This window comes from Streptomyces sp. NPDC096132, assembly GCF_044763345.1.
Lineage (GTDB): Bacteria > Actinomycetota > Actinomycetes > Streptomycetales > Streptomycetaceae > Streptomyces.
Window position 1 is genome coordinate 80,900 of sequence record NZ_JBIWGA010000034.1, and the last position, 12,687, is coordinate 93,586.

General features: G+C 71.6%; 15 protein-coding genes. 7 read left to right on the plus strand and 8 right to left on the minus strand.

All coding sequences use genetic code 11. The features are described 5' to 3' along the window. Window positions 1-141 precede the first annotated feature (141 nt). Window positions 142-927, minus strand: coding sequence for a CDP-alcohol phosphatidyltransferase family protein (locus ACIRF9_RS45430; protein ID WP_403835371.1), 786 nt, complete (start codon window positions 925-927; stop codon window positions 142-144). A 183-nt stretch (window positions 928-1,110) separates the two neighbouring features. On the opposite strand from ACIRF9_RS45430, the gene ACIRF9_RS45435 reads away from it, so the two are divergent. Beyond that, window positions 1,111-2,004 carry a transglutaminase-like domain-containing protein gene (locus ACIRF9_RS45435; RefSeq protein WP_403835373.1) on the plus strand — a complete coding sequence of 298 codons (894 nt, stop codon included), beginning with the start codon at window positions 1,111-1,113 and terminating at the stop codon, window positions 2,002-2,004. Here ACIRF9_RS45435 and ACIRF9_RS45440 read toward each other — a convergent pair. After that, the gene (locus ACIRF9_RS45440; protein WP_403835376.1) at window positions 1,991-3,259 is read right to left on the minus strand and encodes a PucR family transcriptional regulator; all 1,269 of its coding nucleotides are present in this window, start codon (window positions 3,257-3,259) and stop codon (window positions 1,991-1,993) included. The two genes, ACIRF9_RS45435 and ACIRF9_RS45440, sit on opposite strands and share 14 nt — an antisense overlap. 108 nt (window positions 3,260-3,367) lie before the next feature. Here ACIRF9_RS45440 and ACIRF9_RS45445 point away from each other — a divergent pair, with 108 nt between their 5' ends. The 3 genes from ACIRF9_RS45445 (at window position 3,368) to ACIRF9_RS45455 (ending at window position 5,095) form a co-directional block, all read left to right on the plus strand. Continuing rightward, a complete protein-coding gene (locus ACIRF9_RS45445; protein WP_403835407.1) occupies window positions 3,368-3,817 on the plus strand; it encodes a nucleoside deaminase in 450 nt (149 codons plus the stop codon). After that, window positions 3,810-4,775: an isopenicillin N synthase family dioxygenase gene (locus tag ACIRF9_RS45450; RefSeq protein ID WP_403835378.1), complete on the plus strand. Its 966-nt coding sequence runs from the start codon at window positions 3,810-3,812 to the stop codon at window positions 4,773-4,775. Before ACIRF9_RS45445 ends, ACIRF9_RS45450 begins: the two co-directional genes overlap by 8 nt. Before the next feature lie 143 nt (window positions 4,776-4,918). Continuing rightward, entirely contained in the window at window positions 4,919-5,095 is a 177-nt protein-coding gene (locus ACIRF9_RS45455) for a hypothetical protein (RefSeq protein ID WP_403835380.1), read from the plus strand. Window positions 5,096-5,198: 103 nt separating this feature from the next. On the opposite strand, the gene ACIRF9_RS45460 is transcribed toward ACIRF9_RS45455, so the two are convergent. Next, on the minus strand, window positions 5,199-5,741 hold the full coding sequence (locus ACIRF9_RS45460) for a hypothetical protein (protein ID WP_403835382.1): 543 nt from the start codon (window positions 5,739-5,741) through the stop codon (window positions 5,199-5,201). Between the two features lie 89 nt (window positions 5,742-5,830). On the opposite strand from ACIRF9_RS45460, the gene ACIRF9_RS45465 reads away from it, so the two are divergent. Together ACIRF9_RS45465 and ACIRF9_RS45470 are read left to right on the plus strand one after the other, a co-directional pair. Beyond that, window positions 5,831-6,760 (plus strand): Scr1 family TA system antitoxin-like transcriptional regulator, encoded by a 930-nt coding sequence (locus ACIRF9_RS45465; RefSeq protein WP_403835410.1) that lies wholly within the window; start codon window positions 5,831-5,833, stop codon window positions 6,758-6,760. Continuing rightward, complete coding sequence (locus ACIRF9_RS45470; protein WP_403835412.1) at window positions 6,717-6,845, plus strand: DUF397 domain-containing protein; 129 nt, start codon at window positions 6,717-6,719, stop codon at window positions 6,843-6,845. Before ACIRF9_RS45465 ends, ACIRF9_RS45470 begins: the two co-directional genes overlap by 44 nt. On the opposite strand, the gene ACIRF9_RS45475 is transcribed toward ACIRF9_RS45470, so the two are convergent. Further along, window positions 6,842-7,642 (minus strand): hypothetical protein, encoded by an 801-nt coding sequence (locus ACIRF9_RS45475; protein WP_403835384.1) that lies wholly within the window; start codon window positions 7,640-7,642, stop codon window positions 6,842-6,844. The genes ACIRF9_RS45470 and ACIRF9_RS45475 overlap by 4 nt on opposite strands. A gap of 359 nt (window positions 7,643-8,001) precedes the next feature. On the opposite strand from ACIRF9_RS45475, the gene ACIRF9_RS45480 reads away from it, so the two are divergent. Beyond that, window positions 8,002-8,706 (plus strand): hypothetical protein, encoded by a 705-nt coding sequence (locus ACIRF9_RS45480; RefSeq protein WP_403835388.1) that lies wholly within the window; start codon window positions 8,002-8,004, stop codon window positions 8,704-8,706. Here ACIRF9_RS45480 and ACIRF9_RS45485 read toward each other — a convergent pair. The 4 genes from ACIRF9_RS45485 to ACIRF9_RS45500 all read right to left on the minus strand — a co-directional run bounded on the left by ACIRF9_RS45485 (window position 8,628) and on the right by ACIRF9_RS45500 (window position 12,499). Further along, window positions 8,628-10,064, minus strand: coding sequence for a purine-cytosine permease family protein (locus ACIRF9_RS45485; protein ID WP_403835390.1), 1,437 nt, complete (start codon window positions 10,062-10,064; stop codon window positions 8,628-8,630). The two genes, ACIRF9_RS45480 and ACIRF9_RS45485, sit on opposite strands and share 79 nt — an antisense overlap. A 133-nt stretch (window positions 10,065-10,197) precedes the next feature. Next, window positions 10,198-11,205: a transporter gene (locus ACIRF9_RS45490; protein WP_403835393.1), complete on the minus strand. Its 1,008-nt coding sequence runs from the start codon at window positions 11,203-11,205 to the stop codon at window positions 10,198-10,200. Beyond that, window positions 11,202-12,098, minus strand: a complete 897-nt coding sequence (locus ACIRF9_RS45495) for an ABC transporter ATP-binding protein (RefSeq protein WP_403835395.1) — start codon at window positions 12,096-12,098, stop codon at window positions 11,202-11,204. Before ACIRF9_RS45495 ends, ACIRF9_RS45490 begins: the two co-directional genes overlap by 4 nt. After that, window positions 12,095-12,499: a GntR family transcriptional regulator gene (locus tag ACIRF9_RS45500; RefSeq protein WP_403835397.1), complete on the minus strand. Its 405-nt coding sequence runs from the start codon at window positions 12,497-12,499 to the stop codon at window positions 12,095-12,097. The genes ACIRF9_RS45495 and ACIRF9_RS45500 overlap by 4 nt, the downstream gene beginning before the upstream one ends. Window positions 12,500-12,687 lie beyond the last annotated feature (188 nt).

A 12,687-nucleotide genomic window follows, 5' to 3' on the forward strand; every position in this document is an offset into this window, starting at 1 on the left:
GTGCGGGCCTCGGGCGGTGTGCGCCACCTCCCGGGGCGCGCGCGTGAGCGACGCGAGCGAGGCGTGGGCGGGACGGTCTCCCGCCCGGCCGCCCCGGCGCCTCCCCGGGCAGGCGCCCTCGCCGCGGCGTCGCTCGGCGTCTCAGCGCAGCCGGGACGAGGACAGGATCGACAGCAGGTGGGCCGGGACCATCAGCCAGGTGATCGTGGCGATGGCGGCCAGGGCCCAGCGGGTGGGCTCGATGCCGCCGGTCGCGGCGTCGGCGAAGGCGACGGCGAGGAGGACCAGGGAGGCCTCGATGCCGTTGGTCACCCGGTGGATCTTGAAGGCGGCGGCGAGCCGGCGTACCGAGGCGACGCCCTGCGAGCGGGGCGCGGCGGACTCGTCGTCGGCGACGGCCAGACCCCGCCGGGCCCGGGCCACGTCCACCAGGTCGGTCGAGGCCTTCAGCAGGACGACACCGAGCGCGGTGGCCAGGCCCAGGGACACCCAGCCGTTGAAGCCCGCCCAGCCGCCGAGGCCGGACTCCGCGGCCCGGAAGCCGAAGCCGATCATCAGCGCCGCGTCGGCGAGATAGGCGCCGAGCCGGTCGACGTAGATGCCGGTCGCGCTGTTCTGCCCCTTCCAGCGGGCGACCTCGCCGTCCACGCAGTCGAAGAGCAGGAACAGCTGCATGAAGAGGGCGGCGAGCACGGCACCGGCCAGGCCGGGTATGAGGAGGGCGGCGCCGGAGAGGACCCCGCACACCACCATCGTCCAGGTCAGCTGGTCCGGGGTGACCGGCGTGCGCACCAGTTGGCGGGTGAGGCGCAGCGAGACGCGGCGCATGTAGAGACGGCCCGCCCAGTGTTCGCCGTTGCGGCTCGCCAGCTTGGCCTGCGGCTGGCAGACCTCCCGCAGCTCCTCCAGCACCGGAGCAGCAACCATGACCGTTCCTCCCACGCACCCGGGGCCCAACTGCCGCAAGCGCGGCGGTGATCGGCACAGGCTACCTGCCCGGCTCCTGGACAATTTCCGGGGGATTTTGACACGGTTGGACCCACCGACCCGTAATCGAACACGCGGTCGATGACTGTCGTTGGCTGTCGACGACCGTGAGAGGGAGCCCTCGTGTCGCTCGCCTTCTACACCACCCACAGCGCGTTCTCCGACCCCGGCGACCTCGCCGACCGGTACGCCGACTTACCCCGAGACCCCGCCCAACTCGCCCGCATCACCCGCGACTTGCTCATCCACCGGCTGGAGGGCCCGCTCTTCGGGCACACCCACCCCACCGACCGCCTCCACCACGACGCCGAGACGCGCTACGTCGACGGCATCCTGCGGATCCTCGGCCGGCGCGACCCCGCCCCGCTGACCCGGCGGCGCGAGCCCGCCGACCGGTTCGTCGGCGTCTGCCGCGACTTCTCGCTGCTGCACTGCTCCTTCCTGCGCCACGTCGGCATCCCGGCCCGCATCCGGTCCGGCTTCGCGGACTACTTCGGTTCCGACGGCTTCCACGGCGACCACGTGGTCACCGAGTACTGGGACGAGGAACGCGCCGCCTGGCGGCTCGCCGACGCCCAGCTCGTCGCCGGCCCCTGGACCGTGGACTTCGACCCCACGGACGTACCGCGCGACCGCTTCCTGGTCGCGGGCGCGGCCTGGCGGGCCATCCGCGAGCACGGGGCCGACCCGCGCACCTTCGGGCTGCACCCACCGCACGAGGGACCGCTGTGGGGCGAGCGGTTCGTCGCGGGCAACGTACGGCTCGACCTCGCGGCCCTCAACAAGGTGGAGACACTGCTGTGGGACCTCTGGGGCGCGGACGGCGAGGGCGACCAGGACCTGCCCCTGCCGGAGCCGGCCCGCGCGCTCTACGACCGTGCCGCCCTGGTCTGCGCCGGCGAGGTGCCCTTCGACGCGGCCCGCGCGCTGTTCGCCGAGGAGGACGGGCTGCGCACCCCGAAGACGGTCCTGTGCCTGGCCCCCTTCAACGGCCCGAGCCGCGTCACGCTGCGCTGACCCCGGTCATTCCGACGGCCGCCGCCCCGGTCGTCGTCCCCCGCACCACCCGGTGCGCACAGGTCGCCGCCAGCAGCTCCCCCAGCAGCTCCGGATCGTCGATCTCCAGCCCGAGGAGGGACTCGATCCGCTCCAGGCGCTGGTAGAGGGACTGGCGGCCGATGTGGAGGAGGGCGGCCGTGCGGGTGGGGGAGCAGCCGTTCCGTAGGTGGACCTCCAGGGTGCGGACCAGGTCGCTCGCATGCGCCGCCTCCCACTCCAGGAGGGGACCCAGGGCGTGCTGGACCATCCGCGCGAGCCGCTCCCGGTTGGCGTCCACCCCGCCCCGGGTCAGCTCCCGCTCCAGGGCGAAGGCACGGGAGGAGGTCACCAGCGGCCCGTCGGGCGCGGCGGGCTCGGCGGGCGGCACGGTCAGCGCCAGCTCCAGGGTCGTACGGGCCGCCCGCAGGGTCTCGCTCCAGCGCAGCCAGCCGCCGTCCGCCGCGACCGCGTGCCCCACGGCGACCGTGAGCCCCGGCTCGGCCACCGCCCGGAAGGCCTCCTGCACGGCGCGCACGGGGTCCCCGCCCCGTCCGCCGGACAGCGCGAGCAGGGCCAGTACGTCTCCGGGGAAGGCGGCCCGCAGCACCCCGCCCCCGCCCAGCAGCCGTACGGCCCTGTCCACGGCCCCCGTCTCGCGCGCGCCGTGCACGGAGACGCCGATCAGCCGCGCCCCCGGCCCCGGATGGAACCCGGCGAGCGCCGCCCGCGCCTCCACCTCCGGCTGGTTCAGCGCGGCCCGGTCGGCGAGGTCGGCCAGCAGGGCCGCCGTATGGTCGTCGCCCCAGGGCCGGACCACGGAACGCCCGGACAGACCACGGGCCACGATCGCGCGGTTGGCGGCCTCGGTGATCCGTACGAAGGGCACGACCCGGTGCAGCGCCAGCAGCGGCAGCTCCAGGCGGCGGGCCTCGTCGACGACCTCGGCCGGCATGCACGGCAGGGACCGCCCCACCTCCACCGCGAGCCCGACGGCCCCGCGGGCGGCCAGCTCCCGCACATACCTCCGCCGCACCTCGTCACCGGCTTCCGTCAGCCCGAAACCGTTGGTGAGCAGCAGCTCGCCGCCGTCGAGGAAGTTCGCGCCCTCGTACACCTCGCTGCTGTGCACCCAGCGCACGGGACGGTCGAGGCCGGCGGCCCCGGCGAGCAGCTCGGGCTCGGTCGCACGGACCGGGGCGAGGGCCAGGACTTCACGGAGGGTGAGTGCGGGCACGGGGACCTCCAACGTGCTGACAGAACGTCCGGCTGCTGGCTGCCCGGAGAGTACTTTCCGCACGTTGCCCTGGTGTTTCGGCCACTGGAGAGTGGAGTCATGGAGCTTATGGATCAGGTAACGGCAGGCCAGTGGCTGGCCACCGCCGTGGCCGAGGCCCGTGCCGGGCTCGCCGAGGGCGGCATCCCGATCGGCGCCGCCCTCTACGGCCCGGACGGCACCCCGCTCGGCCGCGGCCACAACCGGCGCGTCCAGGACGGCGACCCCTCGATGCACGCGGAGACGGCCGCCTTCCGCGCGGCGGGCCGCCAGCGGTCGTACCGGAACACGACGATGGTCACGACCCTCTCGCCCTGCTGGTACTGCTCGGGCCTGGTCCGCCAGTTCGGCATCTCCCGGGTGATCGTCGGCGAGGCGACCACCTTCCACGGCGGCCACGACTGGCTCGCCGAGCACGGAGTGGAGATCGTGCTGCTCGACGACGCCGAGTGCGTCGCGATGATGCGCGACTTCATCGAGAAGAACCCGGCACTCTGGAACGAGGACATCGGTGAGTAATCCGCGCATTCCCACGATCGATCTCACGCCCTGGCTCGACGGTGACGCTCAGGCCCGCGCGGCCATCGCCCGTACCGTCGACGAGGCCCTCCAGACCGCCGGTTTCCTGCTGGTCACCGGGCACGGTGTCGACCCGTCCCTCCGTTCCCGCATCCGGGAGGCCGCCCGGGGCTTCTTCACGCTGGCCGTGGAGGTGAAACAGCCGTACGCCGTGAAGGTCGGCGGGCGGGGCTGGCTCGGCCCCGGCGCGGAGGCGAACGGCTACTCGGAGGGTACGGAGACCCCGCCGGACCTGAAGGAGTCGCTCACCTTCGCCACCCACGAGCCCTTCGACGACCCGGTGGTCAACGCGGAGTGGTACGCACCGAACGTCTGGCCGGCGGAGGTGCCGGAGCTGGAGGTGCTCTGCGAGGAGTACCTGGGGAAGATGGCCGAGCTGGAGAAGCAACTGCTGTCGCTGCTCGGGGAGGCTCTGGGCCTGGAGCCCGACTTCTTCTCCCGCCACATGGACCACCCGACGTACGGCTTCAACATCAACTGGTATCCGGGCACGGAGGTCATCGGCGAGCCCCAGCCCGGCCAGTTCCGCATCGGCCCGCACACCGACTTCGGCACGGTGACGATCCTCGACCGGCAGGCCGGCAAGGGCGGACTCCAGGTCTGGACGGACGAGGGCGGCTGGGAGGACGCACCCTTCGACCCGGAGGCCTTCACGATCAACATCGGTGACCTGATGGCCCGTTGGACGGGCGACCGCTGGCGTTCCGGCCGCCACCGGGTCCTTCCCCCGCCCGCCGACGAACCCGCCGAGGAACTGATGTCCCTCGTCTACTTCGGCGAGTGCACCCCGGGGACGACCGTGGAGTCGGTGCCCGCACCGGTGGGGCGGGTGGCGTACGGGCCGGTGGACTCGCATGTGTATCTGCGGGAGAAGCTGGACTCGATCACGGTCGACTGAGTTCCACCCCGTTTCCGGCCGGAAACACCGATCCGACCGCGACTGCTGTTTCCACCTGCGGAAACGGTGGGTGTTTCCGTTCCGCAACACCCTTGGCCCCGGGCACTCTGAAGCAACTTACCCAGGGAACCAAGGAGGTTGCTGTGCCCCGTACGTTGCTGACCACGCGGTCGGCCCTGGTCTTCCTGCTCGCGATCCTGTGCGGAATCGGAGCCGGCGTCCTGTCCGGCGTTGCCGGACTGAGCACGGCCCAGGCCGTCCTGTCGGGCGCGGCCGGTTTCGGATTCTCCGTGCCGTTTTTCAACGCCCTCATCGACTGATCACGCGGTGGAAGTCGTGCGAGCGGTGGGAATGTATGTCGGCGACGGGCGCGGAGAGGCGGGGTGGTCGGTGAGGGACCGGGAGATGAACGGTACTGCCCCCTCATACCGTCACATAGTCGGCGAAGGTGCGGCGGTAGCGGGTGTGGCCGGATTCCCGGGTGTGCCCGTGCTGCCACTCCTCGATGTCCGCGGGGTGACGTTGCGTGCCGGAGGCGGCCGGGCAGTCGGTGCAGGACGTCTCGTACTCGGCCGAGGTGTCCTCCGCGAGGTCCAGGAAGGCCGTGTGGTAGCGGCGTTGGTGGCGGCGGAGCAGGACGTTCGCGTCGGTCTCCGCGCTGCCGTCGTGGCGGGCGCGGGCCGTGTCGCGCAGGGCGGCCAGGTCGGCGCAGGCGGCGCAGTCGCGGACGGGGGTGGGCGGGCCTTGCAGGGAGCGGGAGTTGGTGGCGCGGAGGTTCGCGGTGAGGCGTTCGCCGGGGGTGGCCGGGCGGAGCAGGTCGGGGCGTGCCTCCCACTCCCGGCCGCCGCCGAGGGGGCGTAGGAGGGCGTAGGGTCCGGCCTGGCTCTGGTACTCGCCTACCTTGTCCGACCTGGGGTCGTAGACGACCGTTCCCGTTTCGAACTGGTTCTCGGTGTGCTCGGTCATGCCCCGTCCGTGCCCTCTCCGTACCGACTTCGTCACTCTGGGTGTGTCGAGCGTGGCCTGCGGGCACGGTGCGCATCAATGCCCGACGCGTGACAAGGGCATCTGTCACGGAGGGGGCGAGAAGGGTGACCACTAACGCCGTGCTGTTCGGCGAGCTGTTGCGGCACTTCCGTGAGGGGGCTGTGCTCACGCAGGAGGTATTGGCGAAGGCGATTCCCTGCGACCGTTCGCTGGTGGCGAGGGTGGAGGCCGGGACGCGGGTTCCGCAGGAGCCGTTCGCGAGAACCTGTGACGAAGTGTTGGGCACAGGTGGGGCGTTGGGGCGCTTGTGGGCGCGGGTGGACTGGTATCCCCAGGTGGAGCATCCGGACTGGTTCGAGCGCAGGGCGCAGATGGACGCGGAGACGGTCGCCCTGCGGGCCTACCAGGCGCATGTGATGCCCGGGTTGTTGCAGACCCCCGACTACGCTGCCGCGCTCTTCGCCCGTCGCCTGAGGCAAGCGCAGGACGTGGAGGAGCGCGTCCGGGCTCGACTCAGCCGCCAGCAGCGCTTCTACGCCGAGGGCGGGCCGTACTACGTGGTCGTGCTGGACGAGAGCTGCCTCCGGCACATGGTTGGCGGCTCCGGGATCATGCGGGAGCAGTGTGCTCACCTGCTGAGGGCTGGGAAGTTCCCCAACATCCGTATCCAGGTGATCCCGTTGGACCGACCCGACATCGACCGCCCCGACACCTCAATGTCGTTGATCAGGCTGCCCGACGGGCACGAGTGGGTGTATTCCGAGTCGCTGGACCGTGGCCACTTCAGCGACGATCCGGCCGTCTTCCTGGCCCACAGCCAGACCTATGATGTGCTCAGGGCCGACGCACTCTCAGCCTCGGACTCCGCTGCCCTGATCGGCGACGTGATGGAAGGGTACGGGCATGACGACCTGGATCAAGAGCAGCTACAGCGGAGCCAACGGCGGCGATTGCATCGAAGTAAGCCCCGATTCCCCCGCCGTCGTCCCCGTCCGTGACAGCAAGTTCCCCGACGGCCCCGTCCTCCTCATCCAGCGAAGCGCCTGGGCGGAGTTTGTCGCGGGGGTGCGCGAACCGCGCTAGTGGTCCTCGGCGATGCGGGTGGCGACGCCGTCCTTGAGGGTCACCTCGGCGGTCAGGGTGCCCGCCTTCGCGGCCTTCTCCAGCTCCGCCTCCGTGCACGTCGTGGCGGACTGCCCGTCGGCGTCGCCGCACATCCCGCCCGCGCCCAGGATCTCGGTGTCCTCGGCCAGCCAGAACTGCTGCTCCGGGTTGCTCCGCCCGTCCGACACCAGGTACTTGCCCGGCGCCATGTACGTCACCGCCCCCAGCCAGGTGCCGCTCACACCGCCGGACGAACCGCCCGACGACGAGGACGACGACGAGGACGACGACGAGCCGCCGGTCGAAGAGGAGCCGGAGGAGGAGCTGCCTCCGGTGGAGGAGCCGCTCGTGCCGGAGGAGGCGGCGTGGCGTTCGGTGACGGTCACGGCTATGCCGTCCTTCAGCACCACGTCCGCCGGCACCGCACCGCTCTTCGCGGCCTTCTCCAGCTCCGCCTCGGTGCACTCTTCGGCGGCCTGCCCGTCGGCATCGCCGCAGACCCCGCCGGAGCCCCAGATCTTCGTGTCCTCCGCGAGCCAGAACTGCTGGTCCTTGCCGCCGGCGGTGACCATGTACTTGCCCGGCGCCATGTAGGCGACCGTGCCGTTCGAGAAGGTGCCGCTCACGCCGCCCTTGTTCGCGGCCGCCTCCGCCGTCGCCGCGGTGTCCGTGCCGGCGCCCTGGGCGGTGTCGTCGTTCTGGCAGGCCGTCATCAGCAGCGTGCCCGCGACGGCGGCAGCGGCGATCAGGACGGAACGGAAGCGCGGAGAAGCCATGACGAAAGAGCCCTTTCGGGAGCGGTGAGGTGAGGCGGCGGCCGGCAACCTGTGAGCCGCTGTGGGTAAACCATGCCCCGGCCCAGAACGCGATCACCAGTCAAGTCCTTGATCCACGACGCTGCCGTGACAGAACGCGGACACAGCAACATCGGTGTCCTACAGGCGAGTTGTCACCGGCGCGCCGCCTGGACGGATTCACCTCTTGGCCTCGGCCCCCAGCGGTGCCAGTCTGTTGTGGGCATGCCGCAACACGGGCTCGGCGGTGCGGGGCGGGTGGTCTTGTGGGGGCAGGGTGGGTCCAGGTCGCCGCCGTCGGCGACAAGTGGCGGGGCCCGTTGTACGGAGCGCCCTGGTACGTGACCGTGACCGTGTCCCTGGTGCTGGCCCTTCTGGGCGTGTGGCTGTTCGCCGGGGCACTCCTCAGTGCCGACACGGGCGGTCCGGGGCTCGCCCCCGTACTGCTCGGGGTGGGCGCGTGGTTGGCGAGCGGGGCGGCGTGGGCCGTCATGTCCCTGCTCGTCGCCTTCTGGTACATGGTCGCCATCGCCGGATTCGTTCTGCTCTGCTTGATCCCGTACGCGCTCTACCAGCTGCTGGAGCCCGCAGGGGATTTCATCGGCGACCATCCGCGGCCCTTCGGCTTCTTCGCGGCGGGCGCCGGCATCGGCTGCCTGGCCATGGCGGTCGTCTGCGCCGTGTGGGGACACCCCTGGTGGACGCTGACCGCACTCGTCGGCGCGACGGCCCTCACCTGTACCGCTGTGTTGCTGCTGTACGAGGACTGGGAGCTGCGGCCGAAGCCGCGCCGGAAAGTGAGCGACGATGTCCCGGACCCGGGGCGGAAGCCGCGCCGGAAGGCGATCGCCGGGGCCGGCGCGGCCATCGTGATCGGGGGCTGCGGCCTGGCCCTGCTGGTCCTGGGGCCGCTGACCGCGCTGACCACGTCCGGGAGTGTCTCCCTCCGGGTCCTGGGCGGTGTGTTCTATCCCTTGTCGGGAGTGGCCGGGGCCTGGTTCGGCGGCGTGATGCTCGGTTTCGTCGAGGACGAGAGCACGAAGTAGACCAGCGCGCTCACCACGAACCCGACCAGCGGCGTGATGTCTCCGAAGGACGGCCAGTGGTCGGGGACGTAGCCGACGTACTTCTCCTGGTTGGAGAAGAGGGGGACGGAGACCGCGACACCGATCAGCAGTGCGGCGATTCCGGGCCGGTTGGTGAAGGAGCGGTCGGAGAGGCGGGTGGAGAGTTCCTCGTCCGACGCCCTACGGCCCTGCAGCCACCGTTCCATCAGGACGACCCCGAGCCACGGGGCCACCCAGTACGCGATGACGAGGAGGAACGCCTCGTAGGCCGCCCCAGCGTCCGACAGGGACGCCCACGCGGCCGCCGTACCCGCCACGCCCGACACCACGACCAGGACGCTGCGGCTCAGCCAGGCGGGGAGGTTCAGGCCGAGGGCGGTGATGGAGATGGCGCCGGAGTACACGTTGAGCGCGTTCGCCGAGACCGCGCCGAGGATGATGGCGAGCAGCACCAGGTCGCCGAGCCAGCCGGGGAGGTGGCCGGTGAAGGCCGCCGTGGGGGTGGCGCCCTGCGGGGCGACGATCGTCGCCGAGGCCGCGCCGACGACCGCGACGAGGGAGACGGAGACGAAGAGGCCGAGCGCCGGGTAGAGGACCGTACGGAACTTGTCCGCGGTGCGCGGGAGATAGCGCGAGTAGTCCGTGGCGTACGGGTTCCAGCCCGCCGCGTAGCCCCAGGCCGCGCTGAACGCGAGCAGGAAGCCGCCGATGCCGCCGCCCGCGCCGCCCCCGCCCAGGTCCGCGTGGTCGAAGGTCCACACGCCGGCCAGCAGGAAGATCACCGCGAGGGCGGGGAAGGCGTACTTCTCGAAGGTGTGGACGAAGTTGTGGCCGATGAAGCCGATCAGGATCTCGGCCACCACCACGAGGAGCAGGGAGGGGAGGGGGCGCAGACCGGTCAGGGTGTTGAGGGCGAAGGCCGCGCTCACGCTGTTCACCGCGAACCAGCCGACGCCCGCGACCAGGCCGTTGGCCGCGGAGGGCAGGATGTTCCCCCGGTGGCCGAAGGAGAGCCGGCCCACCACCATCTGCGGGACGCCGAAGCGGGGGCCGTCCAGGGACAGCACGCCCTGCGTGATCGCGCCCAGCGCGGTGCCGAGGACGATGGCCGCCGTGGCCTGCCAGAAGCTCAGGCCGAAGAAGAGCACCGAGATCACGCCGATGTAGACGGTCGCGAACTCGATGTTCGGGGAGGCCCAGGTCCACAGCAACTGGAGGGGGGAGCCGTGCCGTTCCGCGTCGGGGATGGGTTCCGAGCCCGCCGTCTCGACGGCGATGACCTTGTCGCCGTACTCGGGGGTGAGGGTGCCGGCAGAGTCGGCGGGTGCAGTCGTCATGCGAGCCAAGTGTCCGGTTCCCACCCCTTCCGGCCCAGAGGCGCATTGTCCGCTTCGGGAGCCTCGACGGCGTACAACCTGTAAGGCTCCCGGCGGCCCCTCGCGACAACTCCCGTGGTGGGACCGGCGGCTGTCAGGTCGGTCGGCGGCGGATCCACCAGGCGCAGAACCCGGTCAGGGCCAGGGCGAGGCCGAGGTAGAGCCCGGTCTCGGCCCATTGAAGGGCCCAGAAGTTGCCGGCGGGCTGGTACGTCACCCGCTGTGTGTAGCCCAGGGCGCCGAGGTCGGCGACGCAGCGGTCGAACTGCTCCAGGGTGGGCGGGCCCGACTCGGTGTGCAGGCAGTCCGCGAAGGACGACGGCACGGAGGCAGGCCGGCCGGCGGCGTCCAGCGTCTGTTGGGAGGTGATCCAGGCACCGGGCACTTCCTCGAGGTGCACGACGATCTCCTTGGCGCCCTCCTGGATGCTGATGGGGACGCCGGGCTCGATCGCCACGTCGGCCCGGTCCGGGGCCGCCAGGTGGGGCCGGATCCACAACGGCACGACGATCTGTACGGCTGCGTAGACGGCGAGCGTGGTGGCCATCGCGGGCAGGATGCGGCGGATGACGACGCCGAGGGCGACGCCCAGGACGAAGGCGAAGGCGGCATGGGCCAGGGGGACGACACCCCGTGCGGCGAAGGCCACGGGGTCGAGCCGCGGGAAGTACGTGGTCGTCGAGCCGCCGCCGTCGACAGCCCGGTCGATGGGGCTGCTCCACCAGCTCACCGCGAGTGACGTCAGTCCGGCGGCGGTCATGGCGGCCGCCGCGCCGAGGCCCAGCTTGGTCGCGAGCCAGCGCGTGCGGGTGACGCCCTGGTTCCACGCGAGGAAGTGGGTGCCGCTCTCCAGTTCACGGGAGACCAGCGGCCCGCCCCAGAACATCCCGATGACCGCCGGCACGGCGAGCACCGTCACCAGTCCGGCGTAGTAGATGCCCTGTTCCGCACTGGAGAGCCCGTCCACCAGGCTGCTGCCGGCGGCCCGGTAGTGGTCGGCCAGCCGCGGGCCGCTGACCGCGAGGGCGGCGGCGAGGGCGGCCACCGCGGCGAACAGCACGGCGGCCTGGGTGCGGAACTGGCGCCAGGTCAGCCAGATCATCGGAGTACCTCCAGCGCGGGCCGGGTGTCCCGCACCGCGTCGGCGGGCCGGGTCATGTAGGCCAGGACGATGTCTTCCAGGCCGAGCGGGCTGACGGTCCAGGACGGATCGGGGACCGCGGTGTCGGTGCGTACCACGAGGGTGGTCTGCCGTTCGGTGTGGCTGGCGGTGACGACGTGCTGACCGGCCGGAAGTGTGTCCGGGTCCCGGCGCGGGCCGGTGAGCCGGTGGTGGCAGGCGACCAGGTGGTCCAGGTCGTCGGCCACCCGCACCTCGGAGTCGACCAGCACGATGACGTAGTCGCAGGCCCGCTCCACGTCGGAGACCAGGTGGGAGGAGAGCACGACGCTCAGCTCGTGCTCCGCGACGGCCTCCATCAGGTCCTGCATGAACTCCCGGCGAGCGAGGGGGTCCAGCGCCGCGACCGGCTCGTCCAGGATCAGCAGCTCCGGGCGCTTGGCGATGCCCAGGGTGAGAGCGAGCTGCGCGCGCTGGCCGCCGGACAGCTTGCCGGCCCGCTGCTTGGGGTCCAGACCGAGGCGACGGATCCGGTCCCGGGCGAGGCCGTCGTCCCAGTTCGGGTTGAGGCGTCTGCCGAGGTCGAGGTGGTCGGCGACGCTCAGCGTGGCGTAGACCGGGGTGTCCTGGGCGACGAAACCGACCTTGGCCAGCTGTTCCACCCCCGCGGCAGGACGGCCGCCGCACACCTCGATGGTGCCGGCCGTCGGTGTCAGCATGCCGGAGGCCAGGTTCAACAGGGTCGACTTGCCCGCCCCGTTGGGGCCGACCAGGCCCACCACCCGGCCGGCCGGGACGTCCAGGTCGCAGTTCCGCAGGGCCCAGCGCTGCTTGTACCTCTTGCCCAGACCCTGGGCTCGTAAGACGGCGCTCACGCCACGTCCTCTCCGGCGGCGTCGCGAAACGTGTTCACGAAGAGCGCCTCGATGCTCTCGTCGTCGAGCCCGGCCAGGCGGGCCTTGGTCAGCCAGCGCCGCAGGTCCTTGCGCAGCGGTCCGTGCGCGGCGAGCGTGCCGTCGGCCAGCGTCCGGGTCACGAACGTCCCGACGCCGGGACGGGCGGCCACCAGACCGTCGTGCTCCAGCTCGCGGTACGCCTTGAGCACCGTGTTCGGGTTGACCGCCATCTGCCGTGCCACGTCCTTGACCGTCGGCAGCCTGTCCCCCTCCTTCAGCAGGCCCAGGCGCAGTGCGTGTCGCACCTGCTGGACCAGCTGCTGGTACGGGGACAGGCCGGACCGGCCGTTCAGGTGGAACTCAATCACCGGTTCCTCCATTTATCTAGTTGCCTAGCACTATAGCTCTCTATGGCTGTCTCTCTTCAACAGTCCGGTGGCAAGGCACGAGAAAGCCGGAGAAGGGGGGGGGGGCCAAAGAGGGTGCGCGGCCGACTCACGGGGTGTGGCGGTGGGGGGGGGGAGCCCGCCAATGGGGGCCCCCCCGGCTCGCGGGGCGTTGTGAGCGC

Coding starts and splice junctions, on each gene's coding strand:
- ACIRF9_RS45475 (WP_403835384.1), bottom strand. CDS start 7,642: ATGGCTTCTCCGCGCTTCCGTTCCGTCCTGATCGCCGCTGCCGCCGTC.
- ACIRF9_RS45430 (WP_403835371.1), bottom strand. CDS start 927: ATGGTTGCTGCTCCGGTGCTGGAGGAGCTGCGGGAGGTCTGCCAGCCG.
- ACIRF9_RS45490 (WP_403835393.1), bottom strand. CDS start 11,205: ATGATCTGGCTGACCTGGCGCCAGTTCCGCACCCAGGCCGCCGTGCTG.
- ACIRF9_RS45445 (WP_403835407.1), top strand. CDS start 3,368: ATGGATCAGGTAACGGCAGGCCAGTGGCTGGCCACCGCCGTGGCCGAG.
- ACIRF9_RS45485 (WP_403835390.1), bottom strand. CDS start 10,064: ATGACGACTGCACCCGCCGACTCTGCCGGCACCCTCACCCCCGAGTAC.
- ACIRF9_RS45500 (WP_403835397.1), bottom strand. CDS start 12,499: ATGGAGGAACCGGTGATTGAGTTCCACCTGAACGGCCGGTCCGGCCTG.
- ACIRF9_RS45460 (WP_403835382.1), bottom strand. CDS start 5,741: ATGACCGAGCACACCGAGAACCAGTTCGAAACGGGAACGGTCGTCTAC.